Genomic DNA, 14,938 nt, shown 5'->3' with positions numbered 1-14,938 from the left:
CGGCCTGGCTCGCCGGAGTCCGTTCGCCCTGGCTCGCGGTAGGCCGTCCGGCCTGGGGCACGGGAGGCCGTTCGCCCCGGCTCGCGGGAGGCCTTTCGGCCTGGGCCACGGGAGGCCGTTCGCCCCGGCTCGCTGGAGGCTGTTCGCCCTGACTCACGGGAGTCCGTTCGGCCTGGCCCCGGGGAGGCCGCTCGTCCGGACCGGTCGAAGGCCCTGCGTCCGGCTCTGCGGGAGTCCGTTCGCCCTGGCCCCGGGGAGGCCGCTCGTCCGGACCCGTCGAAGGCCCTGCGTCCCGCTCCCCGGAAGCCCGTTCGGCCCGGCCCCCGAAAGCCCGTTCAGTTCGGGCCCCGAAAGCCCGTTCAGCCCGGCCCGCCGAAGCCCGTTCGGCCCAGGGCACCGCACCCCCTTCCCCCGGGCCCCCCGAGGTCCCCCCGATCTGTCCCACCGAGAAGCTCACGGCGCCGCGACGCGCCCGTACGCTGCCGACGACGTAGCCGCCGGCCGCCGTGAGCAGCCCGGTGACGATGGCGCCCGCCCGGCCCGCGCCGCCCGGCCTGCGCAGCAGGGCGTCGCGCAGTCCGCGGGCGACTCCGGCGGGCAGTACCCGGGTGGTGTACCTGCGTTCGGACTCCAGCCCTTTGTCCGCGCCGACGCTGCGGGCCACGAGCGCCTTGGACAGCCCCTCGGCGTAGGCGCGGGTGCGGAAGTAGGCGAAATGCTCGCGCGCCTCTGGCACCCGGTGGTGGATGACGGCGCGGTCGTCGAGGAGCAGCACCGCGTCGGGGCAGGCCCGGCCGAGCCGTATGCACAGCTCCGTCTCTTCGCAGCCCAGCGGCCGTTTGTCACCGTCGCGTCCGATGCCGGTGGCGAAGCCGCCCGCCGCGTCGAAGGCCGTACGCCGGAAGGAGGCGTTGCCGCCCAGCACGTTGCGCACGCGTGCGCGCCCGCGCGGCAGCCCCTTGTAGGCGCAGCCGACGACCCAGTCGAACTCCTCCGGGAACCAGGTCGGCCGCCGCCCGGACGCCCACACGGGCACGGTACGGCCGCCGACCGCCATCACCCGGGGGTCCGCGTACGCTTGCGCGAAGTAGCTCAGCCAGTCCCGTTCGGCCACGGCGTCGTCGTCGAGAAAGGCGATCACCTCGCCGCGCGCGGCGGCGATTCCGGTGTTGCGCCCGGCGGACAGGCCGCGCGGCCCGGTGTTGGCCAGGACGCGGACCCGGGGCGTCTCCTGGTACGCGCGGGCGAGCCGGTCGTCCAGCGCCGGGTTGTGGTCGACGACCAGCAGCGTCTCCAGGGCCGGGTACGACTGCGCGCCGACGGAGGAGACCGCCGCGAGGATGTCCGCCCAGCGCTCCTCGGTGTACACGCAGACGACGACGGAGATGCCGGGGGAGTGCGCGGTGCTGCCCGGAAGGCTTTCCGGTGTGCTCAAGACGCCTCTCCCCGGACCGGGTCGACGGTGTCGAGCAGCGGCGACTGGCGCTCCTGGCGGCGCAGGTCACGCCGGTTGGAGCGCTCCTTGAGGATCACCCTCAGCACGCGCAGGCCGTCTCTGACGGCCCGCAGGTTGCTGGTGCCGTGGATGCGCAGGTACTCGTGGCTGGGTATCTCCTGCACCTTCAGGCCGGCCTTGACGACGCGTATGTTCATCAGCGTCTCGACCTCGAAGCCGGTGCAGTCGAGCTCGATCTTGTCCAGGCAGTGCCGCCAGAAGGCGTTGTAGCCGTAGCACAGGTCGGTGTAGCGCGCTCCGAACTTGCGGTTGACGGCCGTGCACAGTGCCCAGTTGCCCAGCTTGCGGACGAAGGTCATGTCGTCGGTGCCGCCCCCGTTGGCGAACCGGGAGCCCTTGGCGAAGTCGGCGCCGGAGACGAGGGCGGAGACGTAGGAGACGATCTCGTTGCCGTCGGCGGAGCCGTCCGCGTCGACCATCACGATGATGTCGCCGGTGGCCGCCTCGAAGCCGGTGGTGAGGGCGTCCCCCTTGCCCTTGCCGTGCTGGCGCACGACTTTGACGCCGGGCCACAGGTCACGGGCGACCTCGACGGTGTCGTCGGTGGAGTTGCCGTCGACCAGGACGACCTCGTGGATCCAGCCCGGCAGGCTCTTGAAGACGTACGGCAGGTTCTCCGCCTCGTTCATGGCCGGTATCACCACGCTCACCGGCGGTGTGATGGCCAGATGCGAGGAGATCGGCCGGTATTTCCCCGCGGTGTGCTCGTCGGGCCCGCCGGGCGCCGGCGCGGCTTCGCTGGGCGAAGGCAGAACTGAGCTCATGGTCGTGTCCCTCTCGTCCGGCGGACCGCCCGCCCCTGGGCGGCCGCTGTGTGTCCGGTTCGAAAGGGGGGCCTCACGCACGCAAGGGCGCCTCGACGCCTGGTCTTCGTGGGTGAGCTGGCAAAGCTGGCCGGGCCGCCGCAAGTCGGCGGCGGCCGGTCGCGCGGCACGACTCGGTCACATGAGCGGTCACCGAGCACCCCCCTACCGCGCCCCGCTCCGGAACGTCGCGGTCCTGAGCCCTCCCCCTGAGCCGCGTGGTGACGGACCGATGCGAGTGAGATGTATGACGATATTTACGGTTGAACCTCTATGGCAAGACCTGAAACAGATCTCACGTTCCTCCTGGTTTGACCGCTTCCTCCACCCGGTCGCGCCGGCGCCGGACCCTCGCCAGTGCGAGCGTGAGGACGCTGAGCACGGTCACGGCGATGACACCGCCGGGCACCGACCAGCGGTGCACGGCGAGCATGCCCTGGGCCACCAGCATGTTGAGAACGATCGCGCCCGCAACGGCGCCCAGGGCGCGACCGAACGGATCCAGCCCGCGCAGCGCCGCGCCGACGGCGCAGCCCGGCGCCGCCAGCAGGAAGAAGGCGGTGCACGGGCCGCGCAGCGGCGTGTCCGCGTCCATGAGCGCGAGCACCGCCCCCGCGACCGCGACAGCCGTCGCGGCACCCGTGAGCAGCGGCGTCAGGTCCCTCCCCGGTCCTGACCGCGCTCTGTCCGCCTCGTCCCCCGGCGTGGCGGAAGCTGTCTTGTTACGGATGCTCTGCATGGGCGACTTTGCCCCCCGAAGCGCCGGATGCCGGGCTTCAATGTCGCGCAGCCGTGAGGGGGCGTCAAGACGCCCTAAGCCCGGCACCGTTGTACGTCCGGAGCTGAACGACGCATGGCCGCCGGGGGAGCGCGGGGGCCCGGTTGTGAAGGCTTCCGGAAATTATTGACATGGACACTTCCCGTCAACACGCGTAGTTGGTACCACGGTTACGGCAGAGATCCTGCTAAAGGGAGGTTCCATGAGACGTTCCCGACTTGTCGTACTCGTCAGCTCACTCCTCCTCGCCGCCGGCGCGGCCCTCACCGGCGCCGGCGCGGCACAGGCCTCCGAAACCGCCGCTGCCACCGGCTACGTGGCCCTCGGCGACTCCTACTCCTCCGGTGTCGGCTCCGGCAGCTACATCGCCTCCAGCGGTGACTGCGACCGCAGCACGAAGGCGTACCCCTACCTCTGGAACGCCGCCCACGCCCCCTCGTCGTTCGCGTTCGTCGCCTGCTCGGGCGCCCGGACGGATGACGTCATGGCGAACCAGATCGGCTCGCTCAGCAGCTCCACCGGACTGGTCTCGATCACCATCGGCGGCAACGACGCCGGTTTCTCCGACGTCATGACGACCTGTGTCCTCCAGTCCGACACCGACTGCCTCGCCCGCATCGACACCGCCAAGGCGTACGTCGACTCCACGCTCCCCGGCAAGCTCGACACCGTCTATTCGGCGATCAGCTCCAAGGCCCCCAGCGCCCACGTCGTCGTCATCGGCTACCCCCGCTTCTACAAGCTCGGCACGACCTGCCTCGGCCTGTCCGAGACCAAGCGCTCCGCCATCAACGGCGCCGCCGACTACATCGACGCCGCCATCGCCCGCCGCGCCGCCGCACACGGCTTCACCTTCGGTGACGTCCGCACCACGTTCACCGGCCACGAGATCTGCTCCAGCAGCTCCTGGCTGCACAGCGTCAACTGGCTCAGCATCGGCGAGTCCTACCACCCCACCGCCGCCGGCCAGTCGGGCGGCTACCTGCCGGTTCTGACCAACTCCTGAGGCCGGCCGCCCGAGTCCTCCCTCCTCACGGGGATTCGGAGGCCGAAGGCGTGGGGGAGGTCCCGCCGGTCCCGCCGGTCGGGGTCTCCCCCACGCACGTCACCGAGAACGGCACCGTGTCCGACGTGACCCGCACCGGCGCGCGCACCTCCACCCCGAGCGCGTTGCGGTACGTGCCGCTCGCGTCGTACGTCGTCACGCTGACCCGCTCCTGCCGGGTGCGGTCCCCGCCCTCGGGGAACGACAGCGTCTTCCAGCCGGTGTCCGTGACCTCGCCCTCCCGCGCCACCCACCGGTACTCCACCCGCGCGGGCAGCCGCCCCACCGTGAACGTCGCCGTGAACGACGGCGCCCCGGCGCCCGGTGGCGGGCAACTGCCGGTGTAGTCCGTGTGCGCCCCCGTCACCGTCACCGTGACGGACGTCGGCGGCGCCGAGGACGTCGGCGGCGCGCTGCTGCGGCTGGGCGTGGGGGTGGGCGTGTCCTGCCGCCGGGTGTGCTCCTGACCGGGCGTCGGCGACGGGGTCTGCCGGCCGGTGGCGGCCGTCGCGGCGCTTCCGCCGCCGTGGCCGCCGCCCCCGTGCAGCAGCGCGTACGTCAGCCCGCCGGCCGCCAGCGCGAGCGCGGCCAGTGCCGCGACCACCACGGCGGCCCGCCGGCCACGGCGGTCGGGCTCCGGCTCGTCCTCCGGCGCGGGTGCGGGTGCGGGCAGCGGGGGAGTGGGCGCCGGTTCCTCGTCGTGGACGGCCGCGGCCGGGGCGTACGGCCCGACCGGCACGGTCGGCGTGCCCGGATCGCCACCCGCCCCGATCACCCTCAGGTCCCGCTCGGCCACGTCCGCCGGCAGCCGCTCGGCCGGGTCCTTGCGCAGCAGCCCGGCGATCACCGGGGCGAGCGGGCCGGCCCGGTGCGGCGGCGGCAGCTCCTCGTCGACGATCGCGCGCAGCGTGCTCAGCGGCGTCTCGTGACGGAAGGGGGAGTGGCCCTCGACCGCCGCGTACAGCAGTACGCCGAGCGCCCACAGATCGGACTCCGGGCCCGGCCGGCGGCCCAGCGCCCGCTCCGGCGCGAGGTACTCGGGCGAGCCGATGACCTCGCCGGTCATCGTCAGCGCGGAGCTGCCCTCGACCAGCGCGATGCCGAAGTCGGTCAGCACCACCCGGCCGTCGTTGGACAGCAGCACGTTCGCCGGTTTCACGTCCCGGTGCAGCACCCCGACGTCGTGCGCGGCCCGCAGCGCGGCCAGCACCTCGGCGCCGATGTGCGCGGCCCGCCGCGCGGTCAGCGGCCCCTCGGCGTCCAGCAGCTCGGCCAGCGAGATGCCGCGGACCAGCTCCATCACGATCCACGGGCGGCCGTCCTCGGTGGCCACGTCGTACACCGTCACCACATTGCGGCTGGTCACCCGGGCCGCCGCCCACGCCTCGCGCTCCAGGCGGGCGTACATCCGCTCCACGTCGGAGCCCGGCAGCCCGGCCGGGGCGCGCACCTCCTTGACGGCGACCTCGCGGTGCAGCACCTCGTCGCGGGCGCGCCACACCGTGCCCATGCCGCCCTGACCGAGCGGGGACAGCAGACGGTAGCGACCCGCGATCAGCCGTTCACGGCCCGGCTCTGCGGACACGGGCGCCCCCTTCGCCTCGGGTGGACATCCCTGTTCCCTTTCTGAAAGTAACGCACCCGGGCTCCGCGTGGACCGCCTCACGCGGTGCCGCCTCGCCCGACGCGGGGTATTCGCGGCCGGGCGTCCCCCGGACGGGTCCGGCGGGCAAACTCCTTCCGCACCCGCGTTTTCGGCCCGCTGATCCGTAACACCGTCCGGAGGTGCGTTCGGTGCGGATGCCTGGGATGCGGGGACGGGGCCGGTGCGGCCGGCGAGAAGCGGACCGCGCGGCGGCGGACGAACTCCTGCAGCGCGTGGCGGGGGGCGACCACGGGGCCTTCGAGGAGCTGTACGGCCTGGTGTCCGGGCCGGTGTTCGGCCTGGTGCGGCGGGTGGTGCGGGACGCGGCGCAGGCGGAGGAGGTGGCGCAGGAGGTGCTGCTGGAGCTGTGGCGCTGCGCCGCCCGGTTCGACCCCCGCCGCGGCAGCGCGCTGGCCTGGGTCCTCACCGTCGCCCACCGCCGCGCCGTGGACCGGGTGCGCAGCGCCCGCGCGGCCGGCGAACGCGAGCGCCGCGCGGCCCTGCGCGCCGCCGCGCCCGCCTTCGACCAGGTCACCGAGGAGGTCGAGGCCGGCCTCGAACGGGAGTGGGTGCGCCGCTGCCTGGACCGCCTGACGGCCCTTCAGCGCCAGTCCGTCACCCTCGCCTACTACGACGGCTACACCTACCGCGAGGTCGCCGACCGGCTGTCGCTGCCGCTCGGCACGGTCAAGTCCCGCATGCGCGACGGCCTGTCCCGCCTGCGCGAGTGCCTCGGGGGGACGGCATGACCCGCCGGCCACGGACCGCCCCGCCCCCGCAGGCCGCCCGGTGAGCCTCTTCGGACGCCTCGCCCGGCGCGGTGATCCGCACTCGCTCGCCGCGCCCTACACCCTCGACGCCCTCGACACCGCCGAGCGGACCCGCTTCGAACGGCACCTGGCCGGCTGCGCCCGCTGCGCCGCCGAGGTGCGCGACCTGGCCGAGGACGCCGTCCGGCTCGCCTGGTCCGCGGCCGCCCCCGCGCCGCCCGCCCTGCGCGAACGGGTGCTGGCCGCCGTACGGGCCACTGCGCAGGAACCCGCGCCGAAGGCCGTCCACGCGCGCCGGCCGCCCGGCCGCGCGCGGGGGACGCGGCCGCCGCGGGCGCGCTCCCGTGCGCCCCGGCCGCGCCCCCTGCTGATGCCCCTGGCCACCGCGGCGGCCGCCGCCGCGCTCGCCGCCGCCGCGCTGTTCGCCGTCCAGGCCGGCCGGGCCGGGGACCGGCCGGCCGCCGAGCGGGACCGCTCGCGTGAGATCGCCCACGTTCTGGCCGCGCCGGACGCCCGCTCGGTGACCGGGCGGGACGCGCACGGCCGCACGATCGGAGTGATCGCTTCCGCATCGGAGCGGCGGGCGGTGATCACGCTCCGCGGATACGGCGCCCCGCCCGCCGGGCGCGTCCGGCAGCTGTGGCTCGTGCGCCCCGGCGCGCGGCCCCGCTCCCTCGGGCTGATCGACGGCGACACGCCCTTGGTCGCGTCCGGTCTCACCCGGCCGTCGTCATCACTCGCTGTGACCGTCGAGCCGGACGGCGGCTCGGTGCAGCCCACCGGTCAGCCGGTTGTCCAACTCGCCCTGGATTCGCTCGGATTCGGAGAGTAATCGCGGAGGCATCGTCAACCCCCTTACGGGGAAGGTGAATCCTGCGGCCGCGATACACGGGTGCCTCGCCGGGGCGATAGGGTTACCCTGCCCGGGCCGGGTGGACTCGTACGGGTGGGGAGTGACATGGATCAGATAACAGTGCGCAGCAGGGCCAGGGTCCCTGCGATCACCTGCGGGAGCAGCGCGACCAGTTCGCGCCTGGACCGCCACCTCTCGGTGCTCGGCGGCCCCGCCATACCGCAACGCGAGACGGTCGAGGCGACCTCGCTGATGCGTGAACTGACGACGCGTGACACCGCGCGCAACAGCACCGGCAGGCGGTCGCGGGTGAGCGGCGTCTCGCTGTTCGCCCCGCTGCGCCGGCTGCGCCGTTCGCTGTTCGGCACCAACCGGCACTGAGGGTTCGCGCTCAGGCGGCCACACCGTTCCGGCGCAGCGCTGCGATCTCGTCGTCCGTCATCCCCACGGCGCGCAGCACCGCCCCGGTGTGCTCGCCGAGCGCGGGCACGTCCCCCATCCGCGGCTCCGCCCCGCCCGGCAGCGTGATCGGGGGCAGCAGCGCCCGCAGCGGCCCGGCCGGCGAACCCACCTCACGCCACCGCTGCCGGGCCGCCAGCTGCGGGTGCCCGGCCAGTTCCACGACATCGCGCAGCCGCGCGCAGGCGATGCCCGCGGCCTGAAGCCGCGCCAGCGCCTCGTCGCTGTCCAGCTTCGCCAGCGCCGCACCGACCAGTTCGTCCGTCCGCTCCCGGCGGGGCGACCCGCGCCGCGTTCGTCGCGAACTGCGGATCCGTGCCCAACTCGGGCCGCTCCAGCACCTGTTCGGCCAGCCGCCGCCACTCCCGGTCGTTCTGCACCGACAACAGCACCCGCCCGCCGTCACCCGTCGGGTAGGCGTCGTACGGCGCGATGACGGCGTGCGCGAGACCGGTGCGGGCCGGGGGAGTGCCGCCGTGCAGGACGTGGTGCAGCGGATGCCCCATCCACTCGGCGAGCGCCTCCAGCATCGACACCTCCACCGGACCGCCCCGTCCGGTCGCCCCGCGCCGCACCAGCGCCGCCAGCACGCCCGAGAAGGCGTACATCCCGGCCGCGATGTCCGCCGCCGGGATGCCCGCCTTCACCGGCTGCTCCGGGGTGCCGGTCACCGACACCAGCCCCGCCTCGCACTGCACGAGCATGTCGTACGCCCGCTGGTCCGCGTACGGGCCGCCCGTGCCGTATCCCGAGATGTCCACGGCGACCAGCCGCGGGTGCAGCGCGCACAGCGTGGCCGCGTCCAGGCCGAGCCGGGCGGCGGCGCCCTGCGCGAGGTTCTGCACGAACACGTCCGCCTCCGCCACCAGCCGCGTCACGACGGCGAGGCCGCGCGGGTCCTTCAGGTCCAGCGCGATCGACTCCTTGCCGCGGTTGCACCACACGAAGTGCGAGGCCAGACCGCGCGCGGCGGTGTCGTAGCCGCGCGCGAAGTCACCGCCGTCGATCCGCTCGACCTTGATCACCCGGGCGCCGAGATCGGCGAGCTGACGGGTGGCGAACGGGGCCGCGACAGCCTGCTCGACGGCGACGACGGTAATGCCCTCAAGGGGCAGCGGGAGCTGGTCCATGGACCGGATCATGACCCGCCGCCCCTGCTTTGTCAGCAGTGATTCAGCTCTCCCCGCGCGCGTACCGGCGTACGGCGAGCGGGGCGAACAGCGCGAGCAGCACCGCGCACCAGGCCAGCGAGCCGGCCACCGGGTGGGCCACGGGCCAGGCGGCTCCCTCGGGGACGGGCGCGTTGCCGAACAGGTCCCGCAGGGCCGTCGTCACCGCGCTGATCGGGTTCCACTCGGCGAGCGTGCGCAGCCAGCCGGGCATGCCGTCGACGGGGATGTAGGCGTTGGACAGCAGCGGCAGCATGAACGTCGCGCTGCCCAGCTGCCCCGCCGCCTCCTCGCTGCGGCTCAGCAGCCCGAGGAAGATGCCGGCCCAGGAGCAGGCGAACCGGAAGAGCAGCAGCAGCGCGAGCGCGCCGACCGCCTCGAGCGCCGTCCCCTCGATCCGCCATCCCACCAGCAGCCCGACCAGCAGGAAGGGCACCGTCCCGGCGGCCGTGACGGCGAGCTCGGCGGCCGCCTGGCCGAGCGGTACGGCGGCCCGGCTCATGGGCAGGGTGCGCAGCCGGTCACTCACGCCCCGGTGGACGTCCTGGGCGGCCTGGAACATGCCGGTCATCAGCCCGTTCGCGGCGGTGGCCACCAGCAGCCCCGGCACCAGGAAGGAGCGGTACCGCGCCCCGGGCATCGCCAGCGCGCTGCCGAAGACGTACCCGAAGAACAGCAGCATCGTGACCGGCATGGTCTGGGTCAGGACCAGCAGCCCCGGGTTGTTGCGCAGTCGGCGCAGCTGCCGCCCCACCATCGCCGTCCCGTCGTACGCCAGCGTGCTCATGCCGCGACCTCCGTCCGGTCGGTGAGTCTGAGGAAGACGTCGTCGAGGGTGGGGGGCCGGATGCTCGCGTCGAGCAGCGGCACGCCTGCCGCGTCGAGTGCCCGCACCAGGCGGGGCAGGGTCAGGGTGGCGTCGCGGGTCACCGCCGCCACGGCCTGCCGTTCGTGGTCGAAGGACGGCTCCGCTCCGGTCAGCCGGTCGAGCACGCCCGCCGCCTTCGCCAGCGCGTCCGGGTCCGCGACGACCACCTCGGCCTGAGCGCCGATGAGTGCCTTCAGCTCGGCGGGGCTGCCGGTGTGGGCGACCCGGCCGCGGTCGACCAGGGCGATGTCGTCGGCGAGCTGGTCGGCCTCCTCCAGGTACTGCGTCGTCAGCAGCACGCTCGTGCCCCGCGCCTTCAGCTCGCGCACGGCGTCCCGGATCCGGTTGCGGCTGCCCGGGTCCAGGCCGGTCGTCGGTTCGTCGAGGAACAGCACCTCGGGGCGGCACACCAGGCTCGCCGCGAGGTCCAGGCGGCGTCGCATGCCGCCCGAGTAGGTGGACGCGGGGCGGCCGGCGGCCTCGGTGAGCCCGAAGCGCTCCAGCAGCTCATCGGCGCGCGCCGCCGGGCCGCGCACCCGGTGCAGCCGCGCGAACAGGCGCAGGTTCTCGCGCCCCGTCAGGTCCCCGTCGACCGACGTGTACTGCCCGGTGACGCCGATCCGGCGGCGTACCGCGCCGGCCTCGCGGACCAGGTCGTGCCCGGCGATCCGGGCGGAGCCGGCGTCCGGGCGCAGCAGCGTGGTCAGCAGCCGCACCGCCGTCGTCTTGCCCGCCCCGTTCGGCCCGAGCAGGCCGCACACCGTGCCCGCGGGCACCGCGAGATCGAGCCCGCGCAGGGCCCGTACCTCGCCGAAACGCTTCTCCAGACCTTCACTAAGTACAGCGTACGTAGAAGTCATGCCGTGACCATACCGCACTACGTACGGTGTACGTAACTAACATGGTGGGCGAGGTGATGATCGATGGCGGGCCGAGCGGCCGTACCCGAAGTGATCTGGGCGCGCCCCGAGCGCACCGGACGCGGGCCGAAACCGGCGTACAACCGGGCCGGCATCGCGCAGGCCGCGGTGCGCGTCGCCGACGCCGAGGGGCTGGACGCGGTGTCCATGCGGCGGGTCGCCGCCGAGCTGGGCTGCGGCACCATGTCGCTGTACAACTACGTCCCCCGCAAGGAGGACCTGTACGAGCTGATGGTGGACGCGGTCAGCGCCGAGCACGAGCTGTGGGAGCCGAGCGGCGACTGGCGTGCCGACATGCTCCGCGTCGCCCACCAGACCCGCGCCCTGATGCACCGCCACCCGTGGCTGCCGCGCCTGATGTCCCCGGTGTACGGCTTCAGCCCGAACGCCCTGCGCTACCTGGAGCACTGTCTGGCCTGCCTGGACCCGCTGCAGGCGTCCTACGGCACCAAGATGGAGCTGATCGCCATGCTGAACGGCGTGGTCACCACCTACACCGCGAACGAACTGGCCACCGCCGAGCGCACCCGGGCCCTGCCCTGGTCCCCGCAGGAGGAGAGCGCCGTACGCATCGCCTACCTGGGCTCCCAGGTGGCGAGCGGCGCGTACCCGCGGATGGCGGCCGCGTTCACGGAGGACGCGGGCCCCATCGACCTGGAGGCGGTGTTCGAGCGGGCGCTCGGGCGCGTGCTGGACGCGTTCGCGCCCCGCGCTTAGCTCGCGTGGCTACAGCAGCGCGAACTGGCCCTCCGGGCCCTCCTCCTGGTGGTCCAGGACGGAGGCGGGACGGCGCGCGGACAGCGGGACCGGCAGGACGCCCGCCGCGCGCAGGTCGGAGGCGGTCACCGGGGAGGAGATCTCCCACTCCTCCTGCTGGGAGCGGACGTCCGCGAGCAGGGCGAGGACGGTGATCAGCTCCAGCAGTTCCGACGTCCACGCCTGCGGCCAGGTCGCCGGACGGATTGCGGCCAGGGTGCCCGGCTCGCCCTCCGCGACCCGCGCGGCGAACCACTGCTCCAGCACCCGGACGCCGTCCACCTCGTAGTCCCACGCCTGCGGCGGCACCGGCGCGACACGGCCCTCCTCCAGGTGCAGGGCCTCCTCCTCGCGGTCGTAGTGCACCGACAGCGGGCGGGGCGGCAGCGGGGCGCGGACGTAGGGGCGGCGGCCGCCGGGCAGCTTGGGCCGCTCCCCGTCGCGCCGCATCAGCCACAGCACCCGCCGGCCCAGCTCCACCCCGCGCGCCCACAGCTCGGCATCCCCGGTGAGCGGCACGCTGCGGTCGGGGCGGACGGCCGTGAGCGTCCAGGCCAGCACGTCCGGCGCGGTGACGGGGTGGCCCAGGCGGGCGGCGAGACACTCCGTCAGACCGGGGGCGAGATTGGGTTCCGTGCCGCCCGGGCGGCGGTACAGCGGGCGCACCCGGCCACCCCGCAGCAGCGGGAAGCACGACGTGGCCAGCAGCGCGTCCGGCAGCTCGACCACGAACACCTGCCGCTCGTCCGCCACCCGCCACAGCTCCGGCCGGGCCGCGTCGATCAGCCGGTGATCGGGGATCAGCCACTGCTCGTCGAACGGCGCCACGAGCGCCCGCACCGGCTCCGGGCACGGCCCCGACGCCCGCGCGAGTCTCTCCGTGCCGGCCCGCTGCCCCGGCAGCTGCGCGACCGCCGAGTGCAGGGTGCGCGCCCGCGTCGGTTCGAACAGCGCCTCGCGGCCGGGGACCCCGGCCTTCAGCAGGGCCTCCCAGCGGGCCTTCAGGGACGCGGCGTCGGGACCCGCCGGCCAGCCACGGCCGAGCCGCGGCGGTGCGACGGACCACGGCATGAGGTCCGCCAGCAACGGAACGTCGTCGTACGTCACGCCGGGCATCGTACGACGCACTCAGTGGGCGTCGAGGGTGACCGTGAAGGAGAAACGGTCGCCGCGGTAGTGGATGACGGCCACGTCCAGCACCCGCCCCTGCGGGTCGTAGGTGACGCCGGTGTAGTGCAGGATCGGGCTCAGCAGCGGCACCTGGAGCAGCCGCGAAGTCTCCGGGTCGGCCAGCCGGGCCTCCACGGTGTCCGTGATCCGGCTGATCTCCACGCCCACGACGTCCCGCAGCACCTTCGTCATCGGCCAGCGGACCAGGTCCTCGGGGTCGATACGGGCGGCCAGTTCGGGCCGCACCCAGTTGCGGGCGTGGTTGGTCGGCTCGCCGGTCTTCTCGTCGCTGCGCAGCCGGTGGTACGTGGCCGCCTCGGCCGGTTCCGGGAAGAAGCCGGCGAGTTCGGCCGGGACGGGACCGCGGCCGTGCTCCAGCAGCTCGGTCACCATGCCGGACTGCTGGGCCACGATCGCGTCCACCGAGCCCAGCAGCCGCACCGGGGCGCCCCGCTGGGCGGCCGGCTCGATGAACGTGCCGCGCCGCCGGTGCCGGGTGATCAGCCCCTCCTCCTCCAGCTCCTTCAGCGCCTGCCGCATCGTCAGCACGCTCACGCCGTAGTGCCCGGCCAGCTGCTCCTCGGTGGGCAGGCGCAGCGGGTCCTGCGGCGAACGGCCGAGTATCGAGGCGCGCAGCGACTGCGACACCTGGTACCACAGCGGCAGCTTGCGGTTCAGGACGATCGAATCCGGGGCGAAGGAGGTCACAGGGCCATCCGTACCGGTCGGGGCGGGGTCACTGCAACCGGATCACGAAGGTGTGCGGAAGTGACGCTCGAGGCCCTGCCAGACGTCGTCGTAGCGCTGCTGGAGATGGTCCGCGCGCGCCGCGTGCGGGGTGAGCGTCACCGGCCAGCGGGTCTCGAACATGAACGCGAGGCCGTCGTCGAGCTTCTGCGGCTTCAACTCGGCCGCGCTCGCCTTGTCGAAGGTGTCCCGGTCCGGCCCGTGCGCCGACATCATGTTGTGCAGCGAGCCGCCGCCCGGCACGAAGCCCCCCTTCCCGGCCGTCTTGGCGTCGTAGGCCCCCTCGATCAGGCCCATGTACTCGCTCATCACGTTCCGGTGGAAGTACGGCGGCCGGAAGGTGTCCTCGCCGACCAGCCAGCGCGGCGCGAAGACGACGAAGTCGACACCGGCCAGCCCGGGCGTGTCACTGGGCGAGGTCAGCACGGTGAAGACCGACGGATCCGGGTGGTCGTAGGAGATCGTCCCGATCGCGTTGAAACGGCGCAGGTCGTAGACGTACGGCACGTGATTGCCGTGCCACGCGACGACGTCCAGCGGCGAGTGGTCGTACGTCGCGCGCCACAGGTTGCCGCAGAACTTGTTGACCACCTCCACCGGACCCTCGACGTCCTCGTACGCGGCGACCGGCGCCTGGAAGTCCCGCGCGTTGGCCAGGCCGTTGGCGCCGATCGGGCCGAGGTCGGGCAGGCGGAACGGGGCGCCGTAGTTCTCGCAGACGTAACCGCGGGCGGCCGGGCTCCGCCCGCCGTCGGGTGCGGTGTCGAGGAGCTCCACGCGGAAGCGCACCCCGCGCGGGATCAGCGCCACATGGCCGGGCTCGGCGTGCAGCAGGCCGAACTCCGTGTGCAGCAGCAGCCCGCCGCGCTCCGGGACGATCAGCAGCTCGCCGTCCGCGTCGCTGAACACGCGGTCCATGGAGGCGTTGGCGTGGTACAGGTGCACGGCCATGCCGGTGCGCTGGGTGGCGTCACCGTTGCCGCCGAGCGTCCACAGGCCGGCCAGGAAGTCCGTCTCGGGCCCCGGCTCGGGCAGCGGGTTCCAGCGCAGCCGGTTCGGGTCGGGCACGGTCTGCGTGAAGGGGGCCGTGCGCAGCGCGCCGTTGCCGGTGCGGGTGAACGCCGGGTGGGCGGCCGAGGGGTGGATGCGGTACAGCCACGAGCGGCGGTTGTACGCCCTCGGCTCCGTGAACGCCGTCCCGCTCAGCTGCTCGGCGTACAGCCCGAGCGGTGCGCGCTGGGGCGAGTTGCGGCCGACGGGCAGGGCGCCGGGCACGGCCTCCGAGCTGTGCTCGTTGCCGAACCCCGACAGGTAGGTCAGCCCCTCGGCGGTCTTGCGCGCGTCCCCGCTCATGCACATCGCTCCCTTGCGCTGCTGCTCTTGTGCGCTGCTCTTTGCGTCGTCGGATCCCGGCGACCGCAATCCTATGTATCACCGTA

At 73.8% G+C, this 14,938-nt stretch carries 13 protein-coding genes and 2 pseudogenes; 5 read left to right on the top strand and 10 right to left on the bottom strand.

All coding sequences use genetic code 11. The features are described 5' to 3' along the window. Nucleotides 1-415: 415 nt before the first annotated feature. The 3 genes and pseudogenes from AC0B9F_RS27785 to AC0B9F_RS27775 form a co-directional block, all read right to left on the bottom strand. Nucleotides 416-1,435 (bottom strand): annotated as a pseudogene (locus tag AC0B9F_RS27785) (glycosyltransferase family 2 protein); the annotation flags it as partial. Then, entirely contained in the window at nucleotides 1,432-2,280 is an 849-nt protein-coding gene (locus tag AC0B9F_RS27780; RefSeq protein ID WP_472007172.1) for a glycosyltransferase family 2 protein, read from the bottom strand. The gene AC0B9F_RS27780 and the pseudogene AC0B9F_RS27785, both read right to left, overlap by 4 nt. 334 nt (nucleotides 2,281-2,614) lie before the next feature. After that, nucleotides 2,615-3,058 (bottom strand): hypothetical protein, encoded by a 444-nt coding sequence (locus tag AC0B9F_RS27775; protein ID WP_472007170.1) that lies wholly within the window; start codon nucleotides 3,056-3,058, stop codon nucleotides 2,615-2,617. Nucleotides 3,059-3,299: 241 nt separating this feature from the next. Between AC0B9F_RS27775 and AC0B9F_RS27770 the strand changes: the two genes are divergently transcribed. Continuing rightward, nucleotides 3,300-4,103 (top strand): SGNH/GDSL hydrolase family protein, encoded by an 804-nt coding sequence (locus tag AC0B9F_RS27770; protein WP_472007168.1) that lies wholly within the window; start codon nucleotides 3,300-3,302, stop codon nucleotides 4,101-4,103. Between the two features lie 25 nt (nucleotides 4,104-4,128). On the opposite strand, the gene AC0B9F_RS27765 is transcribed toward AC0B9F_RS27770, so the two are convergent. Beyond that, entirely contained in the window at nucleotides 4,129-5,727 is a 1,599-nt protein-coding gene (locus AC0B9F_RS27765) for a serine/threonine-protein kinase (RefSeq protein ID WP_472007166.1), read from the bottom strand. A gap of 215 nt (nucleotides 5,728-5,942) precedes the next feature. Between AC0B9F_RS27765 and sigK the strand changes: the two genes are divergently transcribed. The 3 genes from sigK to AC0B9F_RS27750 all read left to right on the top strand — a co-directional run bounded on the left by sigK (nucleotide 5,943) and on the right by AC0B9F_RS27750 (nucleotide 7,791). Beyond that, nucleotides 5,943-6,536 carry an ECF RNA polymerase sigma factor SigK gene (gene sigK, locus AC0B9F_RS27760; RefSeq protein ID WP_472007293.1) on the top strand — a complete coding sequence of 198 codons (594 nt, stop codon included), beginning with the start codon at nucleotides 5,943-5,945 and terminating at the stop codon, nucleotides 6,534-6,536. Between the two features lie 40 nt (nucleotides 6,537-6,576). Further along, complete coding sequence (locus tag AC0B9F_RS27755; protein ID WP_472007164.1) at nucleotides 6,577-7,389, top strand: anti-sigma factor; 813 nt, start codon at nucleotides 6,577-6,579, stop codon at nucleotides 7,387-7,389. 126 nt (nucleotides 7,390-7,515) lie between these two features. Next, complete coding sequence (locus AC0B9F_RS27750; protein ID WP_472007162.1) at nucleotides 7,516-7,791, top strand: hypothetical protein; 276 nt, start codon at nucleotides 7,516-7,518, stop codon at nucleotides 7,789-7,791. A gap of 10 nt (nucleotides 7,792-7,801) precedes the next feature. Here AC0B9F_RS27750 and AC0B9F_RS27745 read toward each other — a convergent pair. The 3 genes and pseudogenes from AC0B9F_RS27745 to AC0B9F_RS27735 form a co-directional block, all read right to left on the bottom strand. After that, nucleotides 7,802-8,999, bottom strand: a pseudogene (locus tag AC0B9F_RS27745) (CaiB/BaiF CoA transferase family protein). Nucleotides 9,000-9,042: 43 nt separating this feature from the next. Further along, complete coding sequence (locus AC0B9F_RS27740; protein ID WP_472007160.1) at nucleotides 9,043-9,825, bottom strand: ABC transporter permease; 783 nt, start codon at nucleotides 9,823-9,825, stop codon at nucleotides 9,043-9,045. After that, complete coding sequence (locus tag AC0B9F_RS27735; RefSeq protein WP_472007158.1) at nucleotides 9,822-10,766, bottom strand: ATP-binding cassette domain-containing protein; 945 nt, start codon at nucleotides 10,764-10,766, stop codon at nucleotides 9,822-9,824. Before AC0B9F_RS27735 ends, AC0B9F_RS27740 begins: the two co-directional genes overlap by 4 nt. A gap of 63 nt (nucleotides 10,767-10,829) precedes the next feature. On the opposite strand from AC0B9F_RS27735, the gene AC0B9F_RS27730 reads away from it, so the two are divergent. Then, nucleotides 10,830-11,543: a TetR/AcrR family transcriptional regulator gene (locus AC0B9F_RS27730; RefSeq protein WP_472007156.1), complete on the top strand. Its 714-nt coding sequence runs from the start codon at nucleotides 10,830-10,832 to the stop codon at nucleotides 11,541-11,543. 9 nt (nucleotides 11,544-11,552) lie between these two features. On the opposite strand, the gene AC0B9F_RS27725 is transcribed toward AC0B9F_RS27730, so the two are convergent. The 3 genes from AC0B9F_RS27725 to hmgA are packed head-to-tail and all read right to left on the bottom strand — an operon-like array spanning nucleotide 11,553 to nucleotide 14,852. Next, a complete protein-coding gene (locus AC0B9F_RS27725; RefSeq protein WP_472007292.1) occupies nucleotides 11,553-12,698 on the bottom strand; it encodes a type ISP restriction/modification enzyme in 1,146 nt (381 codons plus the stop codon). Between the two features lie 12 nt (nucleotides 12,699-12,710). Next, a complete protein-coding gene (locus AC0B9F_RS27720; RefSeq protein WP_472007155.1) occupies nucleotides 12,711-13,460 on the bottom strand; it encodes a GntR family transcriptional regulator in 750 nt (249 codons plus the stop codon). Between the two features lie 42 nt (nucleotides 13,461-13,502). Continuing rightward, a complete protein-coding gene (hmgA, locus tag AC0B9F_RS27715) occupies nucleotides 13,503-14,852 on the bottom strand; it encodes a homogentisate 1,2-dioxygenase (RefSeq protein WP_472007153.1) in 1,350 nt (449 codons plus the stop codon). Nucleotides 14,853-14,938: the final 86 nt, after the last annotated feature.

The sequence above is a fragment of the Streptomyces sp. NPDC097129 genome, assembly GCF_055668065.1.
The sequence above is the reverse complement of the archived record's forward strand: the minus strand, read 5'-3'. Positions and strand labels throughout refer to the sequence as shown.